Raw genomic sequence first — 17,657 nt, forward strand, 5'->3', positions numbered from 1 at the left:
GACCGCGATGCGCGTGATCGGCCTGATGTCCGGCACCTCCTACGACGGCATCGAAGCCGCCGCCGCCGAGTTCGAGCTGAACGGCGACACCCTGCGGATGCGCCCGCTGGGCCGGCTCAGCCACCCGTACCCGGATGAGCTGCGCGCCCGGATCGCCGCCGCCCTGCCACCCGCGCCGACCACCACCGAGGCGATCTGCGTGCTGGACGCCGGCATCGGCCAGGCGTTCGCCGAGGCCGGCACGCGAGCCCTCGCCGAGCTGTGCGAGGGGCGGGCCGACCTGGTCGTCTCGCACGGCCAGACCATGCACCACTGGGTTGAGGGCGGCGTGGTCCGGGGCACCCTCCAACTGGGTCAGCCGGCCTGGATCGCCGAGGCAACCGGGCTTCCGGTCGTGGCCGATCTGCGCAGCCGCGACGTCGCGGCCGGTGGACAGGGCGCACCGCTCGTCGCCCTCTTCGACACGCTGCTGCTACGCGGTCTGCCGGGCATCCCGGCCGCCCTCAACCTGGGCGGGATCGCCAACATCACGGTCGTCGCGCCGGACGCCGACCCGCTCGCGTTCGACACCGGGCCGGCCAACGCGCTTCTCGACGCCGCCGTACGCCACTTCAGCGGCGGCGTCGAGGAGTACGACCGGGACGGGCGCGGGGCAGCCGCCGGGCAGGTGAGCCCGGCGCTGCTGCGGCGGCTGCTCGACGAGCCGTACTACCGGCTGCCCGGCCCGAAGAGCACCGGCAAGGAGCTGTTCCACCTGCCGTACCTGCTCGCCGCCCTGGCCGACGTGCCCACCCCGGATTCGCGGGACGTGCTGGCCACGCTCACCCGGCTGACGGCGGTCACGGTGGCCGACGCCTGCCGCGCGCACGGTGTCACGCGGCTCGTGGTCTCGGGCGGCGGGGCGCACAACCCGACGCTGATGGGCATGCTCGTCGACGAGCTGCCGGGCGTCGACCTGACGTCCAGCGACGAGGTGGGTGTCCCGTCGGACGCCAAGGAGGCGCTGGCGTTCGCGCTGCTGGGCTACCTGACCGTGCACGGTCTGCCGGGCACCCTGCCCTCGGGCACCGGCGCGCGGCACGCCTCGGTGCTCGGCAGCATCACCCCCGGCCGCGAGCCGCTGCGGCTGCCCGCGCCGGGCGGCACCGCCTCGACCAGGCTGCTGATCGTCGCGTCCGACTGACCTCACCCGCACGGGAGGATCCGCCCATGAGCACCGTCGTACCCGCGCCGACCGCCGCCGGCGTCCGCGCCCGCGAGGTCGCCGACCTGCTGCGCTCCCGGCTCGACGACCCGAGCCGGGCCAGCGCCGAGCTGCCCCGGCGGCTCGCGGCGGCGCACGACGCCTCGCCCTACCTGTTCGAGCCGCAGGCGGTGGTCCGCGCCGCCTCGGCGGCCGAGGTGGGCGCGCTGATGGCCGGCGCGCGGGAGGCCGGGGTGCCGCTGACCCTGCGCGGCGGCGGCACCAGCCTCGCCGGGCAGGCCGGCGGCGCGGGGGTCCTGGTCGACGTGCGCACCGACTGGCGCGACGCGGAGGTGCTCGACGACGGGCGGCGCATCCGGCTCCAACCGGGGCTGACGATCCGGCAGGCCAACGCCCGGCTGGCCCGCTACGGCCGTCGGCTCGGCCCGGACCCGGCCAGCGAGGCCGCCTGCACCGTGGGTGGCATGGTCGCCAACAACTCCAGCGGCATGAACTGCGGCACCACCGACAACGCGTACCGCACGATGGAGTCGCTGCGTTTCGTGCTGCCGTCCGGCACGGTCGTCGACTCCGCCGCCCGCGACGCCGACGAGCGGCTGCGGGCCGCCGAACCCGAGCTGCACGCCGGGCTGCTGCGGCTGCGCGACCGGGTGCGGTCCGACCCCGGCTCGCGGGCCACCGTCGAGCGGCTGTTCGCGATGAAGAACACGATGGGGTACGGGCTGAACTCGCTGCTCGACCACAGCAACCCGGTCGACATGCTCGCTCACCTGATGATCGGCAGCGAGGGCACGCTCGGCTTCGTGGCCGAGGCCGTCTTCCGCACCGTCGAGATCCACCCCCATGCCGCCACCGGGCTGCTCATCCTGCCCGGTCTCACCGACGCCACCGACGCGCTGCCCGCCCTGCTCTCCGCAGGCGCGCGTACCGCCGAGCTGCTGGACGCGGCCGCGCTGCGGGTCAGCCAGCGCGACCCCGGCGCGAGCGCGACCCTGCGCGGGCTGACCGTCACCGGTCACGCGGCGCTGCTGGTGGAGTTCGCCGAGGACAGCGCGGAGCACCTGGCCGCGACGCTCGCCGACGCCCGTGCAGTGCTCGACCGGCTGCCGGCCGTCACCGACACCGAGCTGACCCGTGACCCGCGCGAGCGGGCCAAGCTCTGGCACCTGCGCAAGGGCCTCTACACGGCGGTGGCCGGGGCCCGCCCGCCCGGCACCACGGCCCTGCTCGAGGACATCGCGGTGCCGATGCCCCGCCTGACCGGCACCTGCGACGGCCTGATCGACCTGTTCGAGCGGCACGGGTACGCCGACGCGGTGATCTTCGGACACGCGCGCGACGGCAACCTGCACTTCATGCTCACCCAGTCCTTCGACACACCGGCCGAGATCGACCGCTACGCGCGGTTCACCGACGACATGGTCGATCTCGTGCTCGCCGAGGGCGGCACCCTCAAGGCCGAACACGGCACCGGCCGGGCCATGGCACCCTTCGTCCGCCGGCAGTACGGCGACGAGCTGTACGACGTCATGCGCGAACTCAAGCGGCTGTGCGACCCGACCGGCCTGCTCAACCCGGGCGTGCTGCTCAACGACGATCCGAGCGTGCACCTGCGGCAGCTCAAGGCCGTCCCGACGGTCGACGAGGAGTTGGACGCCTGCGTGGAGTGCGGCTACTGCGAGCCGGTCTGCCCCACCGCCGACGTCACCACCACGCCCCGGCAGCGCATCGTGCTGCAACGGCAGATCGCCCTGGCCACCGCCGCCGGTGACGAGGAGCGCCGCCGAGAGTTGACCGACGACTACGCGTACGCGGCGGTGGACACCTGCGCCGCCGACAGCCTCTGCGTCACCGCCTGCCCGGTCGGCATCGACACCGGGGCGGCGATGAAGCGGCTACGCGCCGAGCGGCACAGCCCGCGCGCGCAGCGCACCGCCGCCGGTGTCGCGCGGCACTGGAAGGCCGCCGTGACCGGCGTCCGGGTCGGGCTGAACGCCGCGCACGTCACCCCGACGCCGGTGGTCCGCGCCGCCACCGGGGTGATCCGGTCCCTCGGCGGCACCGAACTCGTACCACAGTGGAGCGACGACATCCCCCGGGCCGGCGCGTCCCGTCCGACGCCGCGCAGCGCGCCGGACGCCCAGGCGGTGTTCTTCGCGGCCTGTATCGGCAGCGTCTTCGCGGCCCAGGACGGTCCGTCCGGCGGCTCGGCGGCGGCGTTCCTGCGCCTGTGTGAGCTGGCCGGGGTGCCGGTGGTCGTACCGGCCGACACGGCGGGTCTGTGCTGCGGGACGCCCTGGCAGTCCAAGGGCTACCCGGCCGGGCAGCGCGAGATGGCCGAGCGCACCCTGGCCGTGCTCTGGGCCGCCAGCGATCAGGGCCGGCTGCCCGTCGTGTGCGACGCGTCGTCCTGCACCCACGGCCTCACCCGATTGACCGCCGCGCTCGCCGAGGAAGACCGGGCGCGGTACGCCGGGCCGCGCTTCGTCGACAGCGTCACCTTCACCGCGCAGCACCTGCTGCCGGCGCTGCCCGAGCCCCGGCGACTCGGTTCGCTCGCGCTGCACCCCACCTGCTCGACCGTGCACCTCGACGGCGTCGACGACCTGCGCACGGTGGCCCGGGCGGTCGCCGACACGGTGACCGTGCCGGACAGTTGGGGCTGCTGCGCCTTCGCGGGTGACCGGGGACTGCTGCACCCCGAGGTCACTGCCGGCGCGACCGCCGCCCAGGCCGCCGAGGTCAACCAGCGCCAGCACGACGCGTACGCCTCCTGCAACCGCACCTGCGAGATGGGCATGAGTCGGGCCACCGGGCAGCCGTACCGGCACGTGCTGGAGGTGCTCGCCGAGGCGGTCGAGCCGCCGGCCTAGCCGCCGGCCGTCGACGTCCGGGCGGTGCCCGCGCGGCGCAGCAGCGCGGCGGCGAGCAGACCACCGGCCAGCACCGCGGCGGCGCCGACCAGTTGCCCGGTCTCCAGCGCCGAGGCGAACGCGCTGGTCACGGCCGTCCGCTGCGGTCCCTCCCGCGCGGCGGCGAGCGCCGCCGGGAACGAGTCCGCGCCGACCAGCGCGGCGGGCAGCAGCGCCGCGAACCGAGCGTTCAGAACGGCGCCGAGTACGGCAATGCCGAGGCTGCTGCCGACCTCGGTCATGGTCCCGTCCACGCCGGCGCCGGCACCGGCCTTCTCGGCCGGGATCGCGCTCATCACCGCCTCCACGATCGCCGGGTTGGCCAGTGCGCAGCCGACGCCCATGACGAGCAGACCGGCGAGCAGCACCCCGTACCCGTCGTCGGACCGGAGGGTCACCGCCGCGAGGCCGGCCGCGAGCAGGGTCATGCCGACGGCGATCGCGGCGGCCAGCCCGAGACGGCGGATCACGGCGGCCGCCACCCCACTGACGTTGAGCAGCACGATGGACAGCGCGAAGGGTGCCATGCGCAGGCCCGCCTCCCAGGCCGGATAGCCACGGACGAACTGGAGGTGCTGGGTCAGCAGGAACAGCGCGCCGGTCGCCCCGAAGGTGACCAGGACGACCCCGGACACCGCGCCGACGAACTGCCGGTTCCGGAAGAAGTGCATGTCCAGCATGGGGTGGGCGATCCGTCGCTCCCAGCGGACGAACCAGCCGAGCAGGAGTACGCCGGCACCGGCCGTGCCGACCACCTCGATCGAGGCCCAGCCCCGTTCCGGCCCGGCGATGATCGCGAAGACGACCGCGGTCAGCCCCGCGGTGGAGAGCGCGGCGCCCCACACGTCGAGGCGGCCCCCGGCCGTGCCGCGGGACTCCGGCACGAGTGCCCGCCCGACGAGCAGGCAGACGAGCACGATGGGGACGTTCAGCAGGAAGATGGCGCCCCACGGCAGGTGGGCCAGGATGGTGCCACCGATCGGCGGCCCGACCGCGAAGCCGAACGCGCTGGTGGCGGCCCAGATGCCGATGGCCCGGGAGCGTTCGGGCCCGTCGAAGACCTGCATCGCCACCGCGAGCGTCGACGTGACCAGCAGCGCCCCGCCGACGCCCATCCCCGCCCGAGCGGCGATCAACTGACCGCTGCTGCTCGCGAGGCCCGCCGCCAGCGAGCCGAGTCCGAACAGGACGAGCCCGGCGAGCAGCATCCGGCGTCGGCCGTACCGGTCCGCGGCCGCGCCGGCCGTGAGCAGCAGCCCCGACAGGGCCAGGGCGTACGCGTTGATCATCCACTGCGCGTCGGCCGTGCTGGCGCCCAACTCGCTGGTGAGCACCGGCACCGCCACGGTCAGCACCGTGTTGTCCAGCACCACGACGAGCTGGGCGACGCAGAGCACGGCCAGGACGAGCCAGCGGTGTGGTGGTCGGACCGACGCCGTGGGAACGGCGACCGGCTGGGTGAGCGTCACACGGACGCCCGTACGCCGGTCGAACTGCGCGCGGTCGCCGCCTCGGAAACGGCATGGGGTGTACGCGGGAACCGACGCTGGTGCGCCAGACCCAGGGCGACCCCGGCGGCCACCAGCACGACGGCGGCGACCGCCACCGGCGGGTAGCCGACCCGGTCCGCGGCCGCCAGGCCCACCGAGGAGGCCACGAATGAGCACACCAGGCCGAACGACGACAGGACGGTGAAGTCCGTGCCGCCGGTTCCCGGACGCGAGTAGTCCATGTTCACCGTGTAGAGCACGACGTTGGCGATCGTGTAGGCCACCATGAAGCAGCAGAGCGCGGTGACGGTCCCGCCCAGTGGGGCCCGGCCGTTCAGCAGTGGCAGCAGCATCGTCGTCGACACCACGAGGGCCACCCCGCCGGCCACGAGCATCGTGCCGCGACCGAACCGCCCGATGCCGAACCCGGCGACCAGACCGGCCACGATGGCCGGCGCGCTGGTCACCACGCCGGTGACCACCCCGATCCGGCCCAGCGACCATCCCGCGTCCACCAGGGCGGGCGTGACCAGCGCGTACGCCATGCCCGCGCCGACGTAGACCAGTGGCACGACGCCGAAGGTCCACCGTCGGCAACCGGGCTGGCCGAACACCGACAGCAGCGCCCGGTAGGCGGTACCGACGCGGTCGACCCGATCGGTACGGGCCGGCTCGGAGAACCGCCACACCACCAGCAGCCCGACCGCGGTCATCGCGGCCAGCAGGCCGACCGCCGGCACCCAGCCGAACCGGTCGTAGACCAGTACGCAGGCGCCGCCGCCGAGCAGGTTGCCGAGGTAGCTCGCCGCCACCTGGATGCCGTTGCCGGTCCCCCGGTCCGCCTCCTGGAGCATCCGGACGGCGACGGCGTCCACGGCGATGTCCTGGGTGGCGGAGAAGAAGACGTACGCGGCGCAGATGGCGATGACCGGACCGAGCGCGTCGGCCGGACGGGGAAACGGCAGCAGGGCCAACAGGGCCAGCACCAGGGCGCTCTGGAGGACGAGCAGCCAGGACCGGTAGTGGCCACGACGACGCGAGCCGTACCGGTCGAGGATGGGCGCCCAGAGGAACTTGACGGGCCAGATCACGCCGACGACCTGGAGCAGCGCCAGCGTGTCCAGCGACGTGCCGCCGTCGCGCAGGATGGCGGTGAGGCCGACGGTGATGAAGCCGATGCCGAGGTACTGGGTGACGTACAGCGCGGTGAGGGTGCCGAGCCGGCCTCTCACGGGGCTCTCCAGTAGCCGAGCGAGGTCAGCCGGTCCTTGTCCACGCCCAACGTCCGGCGGATGTGCCGGGTGATGCCCCGGGTGGTGGCCGCCTCGCAGGCGACCCAGTAGTGGGCCGCGTCGTTGGCGGGCAGATCGGAGCGGACGGTGTCGACGAGGTGCTGGCCGTCGGCGTCCCGGGGCACCCAGGTGACGTCGTGGTGTGCCCGGGCGCGCGGCGCGAGGGCCTTCTCGCCCTCGTGGGCGTACTCGATCCAGACCGTCGCCGGGATGTCGGCGCCGGCGTCGAGCAGGCTGTTGACCGCCGGCAGGGAAGCCGCGTCGCCGACGAGGTAGAGGTGCTCCGGCGCGGGGTCGGGCAGTGCGAAGGCGCTGCCCTGCACGGTGGCGACGATGGTGTCGCCCACCCGCGCCGACGTCGCCCAGCGGGCGGCGCAGCCGTCGTGGAGGGCGAATTCGAGACTGAGCCGGCCGGTGGCCGGGTCGGGGTCGACGAGCGTGTACGCCCGCTGGTGCGCCCGCCCGTCGTTGTCGAACCACAGTCGTACCCACATCGTGGGGTGGACGCCGCACGCCGCCAGCAGGCCGCCGTCGTCCAGGAGCAGCCGCTGGTAATGCCCGTCCACCGACTCGGTGGCCCGCACCGTCAACTGAAAGTCCCGGCCTCCCATGGCCTTGAGGACCAGGGCTTCCCAGTTCCGCTTCACGCACCCCTCCAGGTAAGGCGAGCCTTCGTTAGGGCAGGCTAACCTACCCTCGCCGCAGGCGGAACGCGTGTCCCCCTCGCGTCACCCCAGCCCGCAGCAGCAAAGGAGCACGACATGACATACCAGGAGAAGATCACCGGCCTCGGCGAGTTCACCCTGACACCCGTCGCACCCGACCGGGACGCGGCGCTCCTGCACCGGTGGGTCACGCTGCCCCGGAACTCGTTCTGGGGGATGGTGTCGCACACCCTCGACCAGGTCCACGAGATCTACACCTTCGTCGACGGCCTGCCCACGCACCACGCGTACCTGATCCGCATCGACGGGGAGCCGGTCGGCCTGTTCCAGACCTACCAACCCGACGCCGACCCGGTCGGCGAGCGGTACGCCGTACAGCCCGGCGACATCGGGATGCACCTGCTGCTCAGCCCGGCCCGACACCTCGCCCGTGGCCTCACCGACGCGGTCGGTCCGGCCCTGGCGCGGTTCCTGTTCCGCGACCCGACCGCGCAGCGGATCGTCGTCGAGCCGGACGTCCGCAACCGCCTCGCGCTGCGCCGCCTCGTGCTGGAGGGGTTCACCTTCGATGCCGAGATCGACATGCCGGACAAGCGCGCCCAGCTCGCGTTCCTCACCCGGTCCCGCTTCGAGGCCGACCACCCGGCCGCCTGACCACCGGATCAGCGGTTCGCGCTGAGGAAGCCGATCAGTGTCGCGGCCCACCAGCCGAGCTGCGAGGTGAGGGCGGCGGCGACACCGGGCAGCAGAGCGGACCAGCGCGGGTCGTCCTGGACCGCGACGAGTCGATCCCGTACCCGGCCGAGGAAGAGCCCGTTGACGCCGACCACGAGCACCGCGACGAGCTTGACCCACACCAGCGCGGAGGACGTGTCGGGTCCCAACGCCGTGCCGCTGACGACGAGACCGACCAGGCCCAGCCAGATGAGCGGGTGAGCTGCTCGTGCCGCGTTCAGCACGGCGTCGAGCGGTTCGCGGCGCAGCAGCCAACGCAGACTGAACCAGTCCACCGTCAACACCGCGCCGAAGCCCACCACCAGGCTGGTCAGGTGACAGAAGAGGGCGAGCATCCGCCCGCCCGGGGAGAGGGTGACGTGCGGCGCGGCGAGGATCGCGAGGAGCCACCCGAGGCCCACCAGCGCGCTCGCTCCGACCAGGGTGTGGTGGCCCGTGGCACGGCGGTGGCCACCACGCCAACCCGCCGCCGGTGTGGTCGCCGCACCTCGGCCGGCCGGCACTGCCCCACCGGTACGACCTCGCCGGACGCTGTCCGGGTACCCGGTCGTCGCGGCACGATGGGCAGCCCGCGACACCCGCGTCCGACCGCCGACGGTGTCGTACAGGTCAGTGGTCCGCATCGCCGGGGCGACCCGCCAGAGCGCTCAGCTCGGCAGCCCGCGTCGCCTGGATCCGGCCGGCAAGCGCTCTCACCTCCGGGCTGCCTCCGGCGTTCTGCTCCCCTCGACACAGCACGACTGTCTGCTCGAGGTGCGCCCGGAGCAGACCGACGGCCCGGGACGGCACCTCGGTGTCGGGGGCGGCGCGCAGCTCGGTGAGGCGGTCGTCCGTCACCATGCCGGGCATCTGATGCCCCTCGTGGATGTTCTGTTCCGGGACGTTGCCGGCGGCCAGCAGGCGCCGCAGCTCCGACGCCTCGGCCCGGTGCGCCGTCCGGATGTCACCGAGGATGGCGCGCAGCGCGGGGTCGGTGGCCGACGGACGGGTGTCGACGTGGTCGATGAGCGCGAGGGCACCATCGTCCATCGGGAGCAGCAGTTGGATGAAGGCGTCGTCGGTGCCGTTGAGCAGCACCGACGCGGCAGGCGCGGGAGTCGATGACGCGGGCGCGGCGGGTTGCTCCGGACGGCCCGCGTTCCAGGTCAGACCGACGGCCAGCGTCGTCGCGGCCAGGGTCACGGCGACGCCGGCGATCCGCCAGGCGGGGGTCTTGAGCGCGGAACCGGTCATCAGCGCGCGGCCTGGAACGCGCGGCCGACCGCCGTCGCCTTGGAACCGTCGCTGAACAACCCGGATCTGTCCTTGTTGGTCGCGGGCAGGCCGAACCAGGCGTACCGCTGCACGTACGAGAGTTGGCCGAGCATGCTGGTGGCCGCGGTGAGGAAGGCGGCCTGTTGCTCCTGGGTGGGGAACACCTGACCCCCGCCGTCGTAGCGGATCAGCGCGAACTCGGTCAGCCAGATCGGCTTCTTGTACCGCTGGTAGACGGCTTGCAGGTACTGCCGGAGCTGGTCCACGGCGGCGGCCGTCGTGAAGTCGCCGCCGTACCAGTGCAGGGCGATGAAGTCGACGCGGTGACCCCGGGCCTGGGCGCCGGCCATGAACCTGCCCAGCCAACCCTGCGGATCCGCGCCGCCCCAGGCGACCGCCGGACTGCTCAGTTTGCTGCCGGTCGCCATCAGCTGCGGCCACAGGTCCAGTGCCTGGTCGACGGTCATGTTGGCCTGCTCGGGCAGGTCCGGCTCGTTGAAGCCGAGCAGGTAGGGCCCGGCGGCCCGGGCCCGGGCCAGCTCTCCGGCGTTGACGTTCTCCGCGCTGCGGATCATGGGAACGAACGCCGCCCCCTTGGGAGTGGTGATGCCGGGATGCTGGGTGCCCCAGGTGTAGTACCAACCGGCCATCGAGTTGGCCAACGCCTGACTCGCGCCCGCGAAGTTCCACACCCCGACGCCCTTGCGCGCGGAGCTGACCGCCGGCACCACCGGCGCCTTGGAGGGCGACGGACGAACGCTCGGTGACGGAGCCTTGCTCGGCGAGGCGACGACAGTGGGCGAGGCGGGCGGCGCTGCGGCCCAGGAGGGCGTGGCCTGTGGCGCGGCGGCCGGATCAGCCGGCAGGAGCACCACCAACGCGGTGACCGCGGTGACCGCCACCGCCACCGAAGCCGCGAGGGACGGCAGCAGGCCACTGGGCGCGTGCGCCGCCAGGCCGGCGACCTTCGACGACGACCCGACAGCCGGTGCGACGGTCATGGGCGCGGTCGCCTGCGGGATGTGGGCGCTGAGGCCGGCCGGCAACGGCAGCAGCGACATCCCCGCGAGCAGCCGGTCGATCGGCAGGAAGGCGGCGCCCAGGTGACCGCAGAACGCACAGTCACGGACGTGGCGGCCCAACCGCTTACGCCACAGCGGGCTCGGGTTGCCGTCCCACTCGGCCGTCACGGCGTGCAGGTCCGGACACCCGGGTCGTTCGTGTAGCGCGCGGACGACCCCGCGGGCGCTCTGGATCTGCTCCTTCATCCGGTGGATGCGTACCGCGACGTGCCCCGGCGACAGATTGGCCGCCTCGGCGATCTCGGTACGCGTCAGCTCGCCGGTCTCCTCCAACCACCACAGCGACAGCAGGTCCTGGTCGTCCGGATCGAGCCACCGGGTGGCCTCGGCGACCTCACGTCGCTGGTCGGTGAGGCCGAGCCGGAGAATCGTCATCCCGGCGAAGTCGGAGGCGGGGTCGGGCACGTTGTGGATCGCGTCCAGCCCGGCGTCCCGGTTGAGGGCGAGCCGTCGGCGCTGGTCCCAGTCGCGCACCTGCCGGATGGTGATGGCCACCAGCCAGGACCGGTACGCCGCCGGGTCGTTGAGGGTGGGCAGGTGCCGGATCACCCGTACCAGGGTCTCCTGGACGACGTCGTCGACGTCGGCGTGACCGTGCAGCGCGCGCCCGACGATGTTGTAGACCAGCGGAAGCGAGGCCGCCACGAGGTCGTCGAGAGCGCGCCGGTCGCCCTGTCGCGCCGCGACGACCAACCCGGGATCGGCAACTGCCCGACCGGCTGACGACATGGGTTCCACTCCTTGTGCGCTCGGTCCGAACAGCGCCTGTGCGCGCTGACCGCCTCCTGATCGGAGACGAGCGGTGGCAGGTCACATTACGGTTTTCTGCTCGGACCGGACACCGGCCGCGGCCGTCGGGCGTGATCTGTCCGACTCACCCTGCCGGGTGCGGCCGACACCGTTACGGTCGAGGCTGCGGTAAGCAGGTGCGGTGCGCAAGGACGGGGACGCGACATGACGGTTCAGATCGACCTCGCCGGTAAGACCGCGCTGGTCACCGGCTCGACCCAGGGCATCGGCGCGGCCATCACCCTCGGGCTCGCGCGGGCGGGGGCGCGGGTGGCCGTGAACGGCCGTACCGCCGCCAGCGTGGAGCGCGCGGCGAAGGCGCTGCGCGACGAGGTCCCCGGCGCGGAGGTCGTCGAGGTGGACGCGGACGTGTCGACCGACGAGGGTACGGCTCGCACGCTCGACCTGCTGCCCAGCGTCGACATCCTGGTCAACAACCTCGGCATCTTCGGACCGACCGAGCCGTTGGAGATCTCGGACGACGAGTGGCGTCGCTACTTCGAGGTGAACGTGCTGGCCGGTGTCCGGCTGACCCGCGCCTACCTGCCGGCGATGATGGACCGCGGTTGGGGACGGGTGCAGTACATCGCCAGTGACTCGGCCGTCGTCATCCCCGCCGAGATGATCCACTACGGCGTCTCGAAGACCGCCCTGCTCGGCGTCTCGCGCGGGTTCGCGAAGGCCGCGGCCGGCACCGGCGTGACCGTCAACTCGGTGCTCGCCGGGCCGACCCACACCGGCGGCGTGGAGGACCTCGTCGCCGATCTCGTGGGCGACAGCCTCCCGTGGGAGGAGGCCCAGCGGGAGTTCATGCGGTTGCACCGACCGCAGTCGCTGCTCCAGCGGCTCGTCGAGCCGGAGGAGATCGCCAACATGGTCACGTACCTCGCCTCTCCGCTCGCCTCCGCGACGACGGGCGCGGCGGTCCGGGTCGACGGCGGCTACGTCGACGCGATCGTGCCGTAACGGCGGGCGGTGCTCAGAACTGGACGACGTGGCCCACCCGTGGGGGCGTACGACCGGCGAGGACGTCGAGCCAGGCGTCCCGCAGCGCCACCGGACCGTGGCCGACCCGCACGTCGAGCCATCCGCTCACCTTCGGGACGAACCGCTGCCAGGCGTCGGTGAACCGCGCGTCGAGCCCGTCGCGCCCCCAGTCCCTACTGCGCTTGCGCATCTGCACGGGCGCGAAGAAGACCTCCCCGGCGGCGTCGGCGTTGGGCGTCTGGGTGGTGAGCCCGACGGCGATGTCCCGGACGAGCCGGTCGCCGAGGTGCGCGCGGAGGGCGGCCCGGGTCGCGGGCGCGCCGGACAGGTCGAGGTACGCGGTGTCGACCACGTCCAGGGTGTCGATCGCGTCGTACGGGACGACGTCGTCGTAGCAGCCCAGGGACCGCGTGAACGCGACGTTGCCGGGCGAGGTGAGCCCGATCAGGCGCGCGCCGCGGCGGTGCAGTTCGCAGGCGGCGGCGTACGCCGTCTTGCTCGACGCCGACGACAGCACCAGCGACCGCGCGCCGTAGAAGTCGTTGTCGACGACCTGGTCGGCCAGCATGAAGGAGGTGAAGAAGAGCGGCCGGAACAGGATCAGCAGATCCTCCTGCTCGGCCTGGTAGGCCGGGTCACCGTTGGTCGCCCGGTACGCGTTGTACGGCGAGGGCAGATCGGCGCGGTGCGGGCTCGCGTCGCGGAACCCGGACGCGTCCACCCGGTCCGGCCGGACCACCAGGTGGGCGGCGGACGGTAGATAGCCGTAGACCCGTTGGCCCACCTCGACGTCGGCGACCGTCGACGCGACCACCTCGGCGAATCCCCACAGCGGCACGAGCCCCCACGGCGCATCGAGCCCGCGCGATCCGGGCGGGAAGAACTGCCAGTAGCGCATCGCCTCGCCGAGCACCGCGTAGGTCACGTTGTTGGCGGTGAGGCCGACGCGGTCGACGCGCAGCAGCGCCGCGCCATCGGGCAACTCGGGCACGTCGCCGTCGGCGAGAGTGGTCCGGGAGAGATCGTCACGGGCCACGGCGAAGGTCCACGAATCAGCCATGGTGTGACGCTAGACAGCCTCCGAATCGCAGACAAGTGCACTGGGAGTGCAAAATCCCACTCGGGGGTCAGAGGTGGGGCGCGGTGACGTGGCGCAGGTGCCCCAGCGGCAGGTGCGGCGGCTGCCACTCCAGGATCAGGGCCGTGGCGTCGTCGTCGAGCTGCTCGTCCTGGTACGCGAGGACGGCACGAACCAGGCGGCGCATCGTCTCCGGGCTGGGCAGCCGGTCATTGAGGGCACGGTTGACGAAGTCGACGAGCCGGTCCAGCCCGAACCGCTCCCCGTCCGCACTGCGCGCTTCGGTGATGCCGTCGGTGTAGGCGAGGAGGCGATCACCCGGGTGCAGCTCCTCCTCGTACACCTGGGGCCTCTTCTCCGACAGGTGACCGAGACCGAGCGGCAGCGCGGTCGGCCCCGGCAGCTCCCGGATGGCCTTGCCGTCGCGCAGCAGCATGGCGCCGGGGTGCCCGGCGTTGATGAGCCTGAGCCGACCGGTCCGCCGGTCCAGCTCGGCGAGCAGCGCGGTCGCGAAGTAGCTCGGGTGCTCCGAGCGCACCCACCGGTCGATGCTGATGGCCGTGTCGACGAGGTCGAGGCCGGACCGGCGCGCGTTGCGGTACGCGCTGACCGCCAGCGACGCCAGGCTGCTCGCCTTGATGCCGTGCCCACAGGTGTCGAAGAGTGCGATGCTGAGCACGTCGCCGTTCAGCGCGTAGTCGAAGATGTCCCCGCCGACGTCGTAGCACGGTTCGAGGATCGCGGTGACCACCAGATCGTCGGTCGCGAAGGTCAACGGCGGCAGCAGCCCCCACACGATCTCGGCGGCGACCTGCATCGGCAGGCGGCGCCGCATCCGCTCGACGACGTCGCCGTAGCGCCGGCGGTTCACCAGGACCTGGGCGACGTTGACCGCCAACTCCCAGGCGGGTCCGTCCAACGACGTGTCAGCGGCGGCCGGCGAAACGACCTCCAGGACACCCAGCCGCTCGCAGCCGAGCAGCAGAGGCACCCAGATTCGGTCCGGGTTGTCGGCGGCCCGCTGCACGTCGAGGGTCGTGAACGCCCGTCCGGCCAGGGTCGTCTCGATCGTCAGCTCGTCCCGGGTCGGACCGGCGCCGAGCATGGGCACGAGGCAGGACTGGGTGTAGTCGGCCAGGTAGATCACGATCTCGGTGGCGCCGATCGCCGGAGCCGCCCGGGTGACGAGGAGCGACAGCTCGTCCGGCCCTCCTCGGGGTGCGTTGAGCTGTAGCCAACGCGCCGCGTCGCCAGCGTCGACCACGCTCCACCTCCCCGTGTCCTGACCACCCTAGAAGCCCGGCGGCGAACTGCCAATGTGCGCCTGACCTCGCCCGACCTTCGGCCCTTCATACTTTCGGCTAGCAATAACTAGCACTTTCGGGTAGCGTCGGGGCCGACATGTGAACGACATGACGCGGTGGCGAGGCCCGGGTTGTGGACCCTCCTCGACAGCGCATCCGTCCGTCCATGCGCTCCGGCGGCAGCCGGTTCGGATCTCTCTCCGGTCGACCTCGCTGATGGGCACCCGTGGAGAGGACCAGTTTCATGGTCACCACTGTGGAGCACACGACCGGCACCGGCACCACCCGTCGGAGCAACGCCAGCACGGAAGAACTCATCGTCGAACTGGTCACCATGCCGGCCGACGATCCGCGCCGGCCGGCCCTGCGGGACCGCGCCATCGAGGCGTGGATGCCGCTCGCCCGCCACCTGGCCCGCCGTTACTCCGGGCGCGGCGTGCCCGACGACGACCTGACGCAGACCGCCATGGTCGGTCTCGTCAAGGCCGTCGACCACTTCGACGCCGCCCGCGGCGTCGACTTCAGTGGGTACGCCATCCCCACCATCGCCGGCGAGATCAAGCGATACTTCCGGGACCGCACGTGGGCCGTACGGGTTCCTCGTCGCCTCCAGGAACTCCGGCTGTCGATCAGCGCCGCCAACAGCACGTTGACGCACACTCTGGGCCGCTCGCCGACGGTCGCCGACATCGCCACCTACCTCGAGGTTTCCGAGGAGGCCGTGCTGGAAGGGCTGGAGGGGGCCCGGGCGTACCGGACGACGTCCCTGTCCGCGCCCGTGGGCGCCGACGGAACCCTGGAACTCGGCGACACCCTCGGGGTGGACGACCACGAACTGGACCTCGTCGACCTCCGCGTCGCCCTCGGCCCGGCGCTCGCCACGCTGCTCGAACGCGAGCGTCGGATCCTCAGCCTGCGGTTCCACGGCAACCTGACCCAGGCCCAGATCGCCGAGCAGATCGGCGTCTCTCAGATGCACATCTCCCGGCTGCTCACCCGGGCGCTGGTCACCCTGCGGGGGCATCTCGGCGAGGAGGCCGGCTAAGCCGGCTCAGGGCTCCAGCACCACCTTGCCCGGCCGGGTACGGGCCTCGGCGAAGACCAGCGCGGCAGAAACCTCGGTCAGGGGGTAGCGGGCGGCGATCTGCGGCACGAGCACGCCCTGCCGGAGCAGGTCGAGCACGCTGCCGAGGTCGGCACGCAGCCGCCGCCGGAACGCCGCGCCGCGCGTACGGCTGCCGGCCCAGAAGTTGTAGAAGCCGACCCGGTGGCCGTTCGGCAGGGCGTTCCAGGTGTAGAGGCGGGCCAGCAGCTTCACGAAGACCCAGACGATCGACCGGGCGGCACCGTTGGCCGATGCGTTGCCGTAGACGACGAGCGTGCCACCGGGGGCGAGCAGCCGGTACGAGGTGCGTACGCCCGGTCCGGCCACCGGATCGAAGACGGCATCGACACCGTCGGGAGACAACTCCCGGACACGTGCGGCCAGGTCCGGGGCGCGGTAGTCGAGCGGTTCGACGCCGAGCGCCCGTAGCGCCTCGTGGTGTCGCGGGGCCGCGGTGCCGATGACCCGCAGCCCGAGGTGGCGTGCGAGTTGGACTAGGACCGTCCCCACACCGCCGTTCGCGCCGTGCACGAGGATCGTCTGCCCGGCCCGCAGCCGGGCACGGTCCAGCATCTGCCAGGCGGTCACCCCGTTCACCACGACGGTCTCGATAGCGGCCGGGTCCAGGCCGGGCGGCACGGGCGTCAGGTCGTCGACGGGCACGACGGCGTGCGTGGTCCAGGCGCCGGTCTTGGTGACCGCCGCGACCCGGGTGCCGACCAGCGAGGCGTCCCCTCCCGGTCCCACCGCGCGGACGGTGCCGACGAGGTCGTAGCCGGGTACGAACGGAAACGCCGGCTGACCGGGGTAGAGGTCCCGGCGCATGCTCTGCTCGGCGTACGAGATGCCGGTGGCCTCGACCTCGACGAGCGCCTGCCCGGCGGCCGGTACGGGCATGGAGCGTCGGTTGATCTGGAGCCCCTCCGGCTCCACCACGCCGGGCAGTACCACTTCGGTGATCATCTCGCTGCTGTTCATTGCTCTCTCCTTTTGTTTGTGAGTGTGCACTCACTCATATGTCGGGTGGAAAAAGTGGGCCGCCGCAGCGGCCCGTGGTGGGACGTCGGAATCAGGGGTGCTGGATGCCGGCGGTCAGCGCCCGGGCCCACGGCTCGGGCACCTGCTCCAGGCCGGCCGTCACGATCAGGTGGCAGAGCTGGCCGTACGCGAAGAACTGCTGCACCTGGGCATCCCCGGCGCCGGACCGGTTCTGCACGAAGGTGGCGACGCGCTTGTAGCCGGCTCGCACCGCCGCGGCGATCTCGGGGACGTCCGTGACGGCCTGCGCCTGCACCTGGAGCAGCAGGAGATCACGGTCGGCGATCAACTCGGCGTAGGCGCGGCCCATCGCGTCCAGGACCTCGTCCGGGCCGGCGTCCCCGGCGCGCTCCGCGCCCATCTCCAGCGCCGCGACGATCCGCTCGAAGCACGCCTCCGCCGCCGCCACGAACAACCCGAGCTTTCCGGCGAAGAGCCGGAAGACGTACGCCTCGGAGATGCCGGCGGCGGCCGCGACCGCGGTGACCGGCGTGGCGTGGAAGCCGGTACGCGCGAAGGCCGACACGGCGGCGTTCAGAACGACGGCCCGACGGGCCTCGGCGGTGGATCGCATGTTTGTAAGTGTGCACTCACAAACAACGCTGCGTCAAGCCCACGTCCCGGGCTGCGTCACTTCCAGGTACAGCCTCGCCCTGGCAGCCGGGCGAAGACCGAAGGAGAGTCGTCGTGGCATAACCGCTACGACAACGGATAGAGGGACG

The 17,657-nt window shown here is 72.6% G+C and carries 15 protein-coding genes; 5 read left to right on the top strand and 10 right to left on the bottom strand.

Features of this window, described 5'->3' with window-relative positions; translation table 11 throughout:
- The first annotated feature begins 7 nt into the window (after positions 1-7).
- Positions 8-1,183: an anhydro-N-acetylmuramic acid kinase gene (locus ACLQ25_RS05910; RefSeq protein WP_425729836.1), complete on the top strand. Its 1,176-nt coding sequence runs from the start codon at positions 8-10 to the stop codon at positions 1,181-1,183.
- A 26-nt stretch (positions 1,184-1,209) separates the two neighbouring features.
- Entirely contained in the window at positions 1,210-4,077 is a 2,868-nt protein-coding gene (locus ACLQ25_RS05915) for an FAD-binding and (Fe-S)-binding domain-containing protein (protein WP_425729839.1), read from the top strand.
- On the opposite strand, the gene ACLQ25_RS05920 is transcribed toward ACLQ25_RS05915, so the two are convergent.
- From ACLQ25_RS05920 to ACLQ25_RS05930, 3 genes are read right to left on the bottom strand one after another with little or no spacing between them, the layout of a single operon-like run.
- Positions 4,074-5,585 (bottom strand): MFS transporter, encoded by a 1,512-nt coding sequence (locus tag ACLQ25_RS05920; RefSeq protein WP_425729841.1) that lies wholly within the window; start codon positions 5,583-5,585, stop codon positions 4,074-4,076. The genes ACLQ25_RS05915 and ACLQ25_RS05920 overlap by 4 nt on opposite strands.
- Positions 5,582-6,838: an MFS transporter gene (locus ACLQ25_RS05925; RefSeq protein WP_425729843.1), complete on the bottom strand. Its 1,257-nt coding sequence runs from the start codon at positions 6,836-6,838 to the stop codon at positions 5,582-5,584. Before ACLQ25_RS05925 ends, ACLQ25_RS05920 begins: the two co-directional genes overlap by 4 nt.
- Entirely contained in the window at positions 6,835-7,545 is a 711-nt protein-coding gene (locus tag ACLQ25_RS05930) for a siderophore-interacting protein (protein ID WP_425729845.1), read from the bottom strand. Before ACLQ25_RS05930 ends, ACLQ25_RS05925 begins: the two co-directional genes overlap by 4 nt.
- A gap of 114 nt (positions 7,546-7,659) precedes the next feature.
- Here ACLQ25_RS05930 and ACLQ25_RS05935 point away from each other — a divergent pair, with 114 nt between their 5' ends.
- Positions 7,660-8,217, top strand: a complete 558-nt coding sequence (locus tag ACLQ25_RS05935) for a GNAT family N-acetyltransferase (protein ID WP_425729847.1) — start codon at positions 7,660-7,662, stop codon at positions 8,215-8,217.
- 8 nt (positions 8,218-8,225) lie between these two features.
- Here the strand turns inward: ACLQ25_RS05935 and ACLQ25_RS05940 are convergent, their stop codons facing one another.
- Genes ACLQ25_RS05940 through ACLQ25_RS05950 form a run of 3 tightly spaced genes read right to left on the bottom strand, consistent with a single transcriptional unit; the run spans position 8,226 to position 11,363 of the window.
- Complete coding sequence (locus ACLQ25_RS05940) at positions 8,226-8,921, bottom strand: hypothetical protein (protein WP_425729849.1); 696 nt, start codon at positions 8,919-8,921, stop codon at positions 8,226-8,228.
- On the bottom strand, positions 8,908-9,531 hold the full coding sequence (locus ACLQ25_RS05945) for a DUF305 domain-containing protein (RefSeq protein WP_425729851.1): 624 nt from the start codon (positions 9,529-9,531) through the stop codon (positions 8,908-8,910). The genes ACLQ25_RS05940 and ACLQ25_RS05945 overlap by 14 nt, the downstream gene beginning before the upstream one ends.
- A complete protein-coding gene (locus tag ACLQ25_RS05950; protein ID WP_425729853.1) occupies positions 9,531-11,363 on the bottom strand; it encodes a sigma-70 family RNA polymerase sigma factor in 1,833 nt (610 codons plus the stop codon). The genes ACLQ25_RS05945 and ACLQ25_RS05950 overlap by 1 nt, the downstream gene beginning before the upstream one ends.
- Positions 11,364-11,588: 225 nt before the next feature.
- On the opposite strand from ACLQ25_RS05950, the gene ACLQ25_RS05955 reads away from it, so the two are divergent.
- Complete coding sequence (locus tag ACLQ25_RS05955; protein WP_425729856.1) at positions 11,589-12,389, top strand: SDR family NAD(P)-dependent oxidoreductase; 801 nt, start codon at positions 11,589-11,591, stop codon at positions 12,387-12,389.
- 13 nt (positions 12,390-12,402) lie between these two features.
- On the opposite strand, the gene ACLQ25_RS05960 is transcribed toward ACLQ25_RS05955, so the two are convergent.
- Together ACLQ25_RS05960 and ACLQ25_RS05965 are read right to left on the bottom strand one after the other, a co-directional pair.
- A complete protein-coding gene (locus ACLQ25_RS05960) occupies positions 12,403-13,470 on the bottom strand; it encodes a DUF2855 family protein (RefSeq protein ID WP_425729858.1) in 1,068 nt (355 codons plus the stop codon).
- A gap of 67 nt (positions 13,471-13,537) precedes the next feature.
- Complete coding sequence (locus ACLQ25_RS05965) at positions 13,538-14,752, bottom strand: PP2C family protein-serine/threonine phosphatase (RefSeq protein ID WP_425729860.1); 1,215 nt, start codon at positions 14,750-14,752, stop codon at positions 13,538-13,540.
- 374 nt (positions 14,753-15,126) lie between these two features.
- On the opposite strand from ACLQ25_RS05965, the gene ACLQ25_RS05970 reads away from it, so the two are divergent.
- The gene (locus ACLQ25_RS05970; protein WP_425729976.1) at positions 15,127-15,837 is read left to right on the top strand and encodes a SigB/SigF/SigG family RNA polymerase sigma factor; all 711 of its coding nucleotides are present in this window, start codon (positions 15,127-15,129) and stop codon (positions 15,835-15,837) included.
- 6 nt (positions 15,838-15,843) lie between these two features.
- On the opposite strand, the gene ACLQ25_RS05975 is transcribed toward ACLQ25_RS05970, so the two are convergent.
- Positions 15,844-16,875 carry a medium chain dehydrogenase/reductase family protein gene (locus ACLQ25_RS05975; RefSeq protein WP_425729862.1) on the bottom strand — a complete coding sequence of 344 codons (1,032 nt, stop codon included), beginning with the start codon at positions 16,873-16,875 and terminating at the stop codon, positions 15,844-15,846.
- A 91-nt stretch (positions 16,876-16,966) separates the two neighbouring features.
- Positions 16,967-17,509, bottom strand: a complete 543-nt coding sequence (locus tag ACLQ25_RS05980; protein ID WP_425729864.1) for a TetR/AcrR family transcriptional regulator — start codon at positions 17,507-17,509, stop codon at positions 16,967-16,969.
- Positions 17,510-17,657: the final 148 nt, after the last annotated feature.

Origin of the sequence: Micromonospora sp. DT44 (assembly GCF_049841635.1) — a bacterium.
In the GTDB taxonomy this organism is placed as follows: domain Bacteria; phylum Actinomycetota; class Actinomycetes; order Mycobacteriales; family Micromonosporaceae; genus Micromonospora.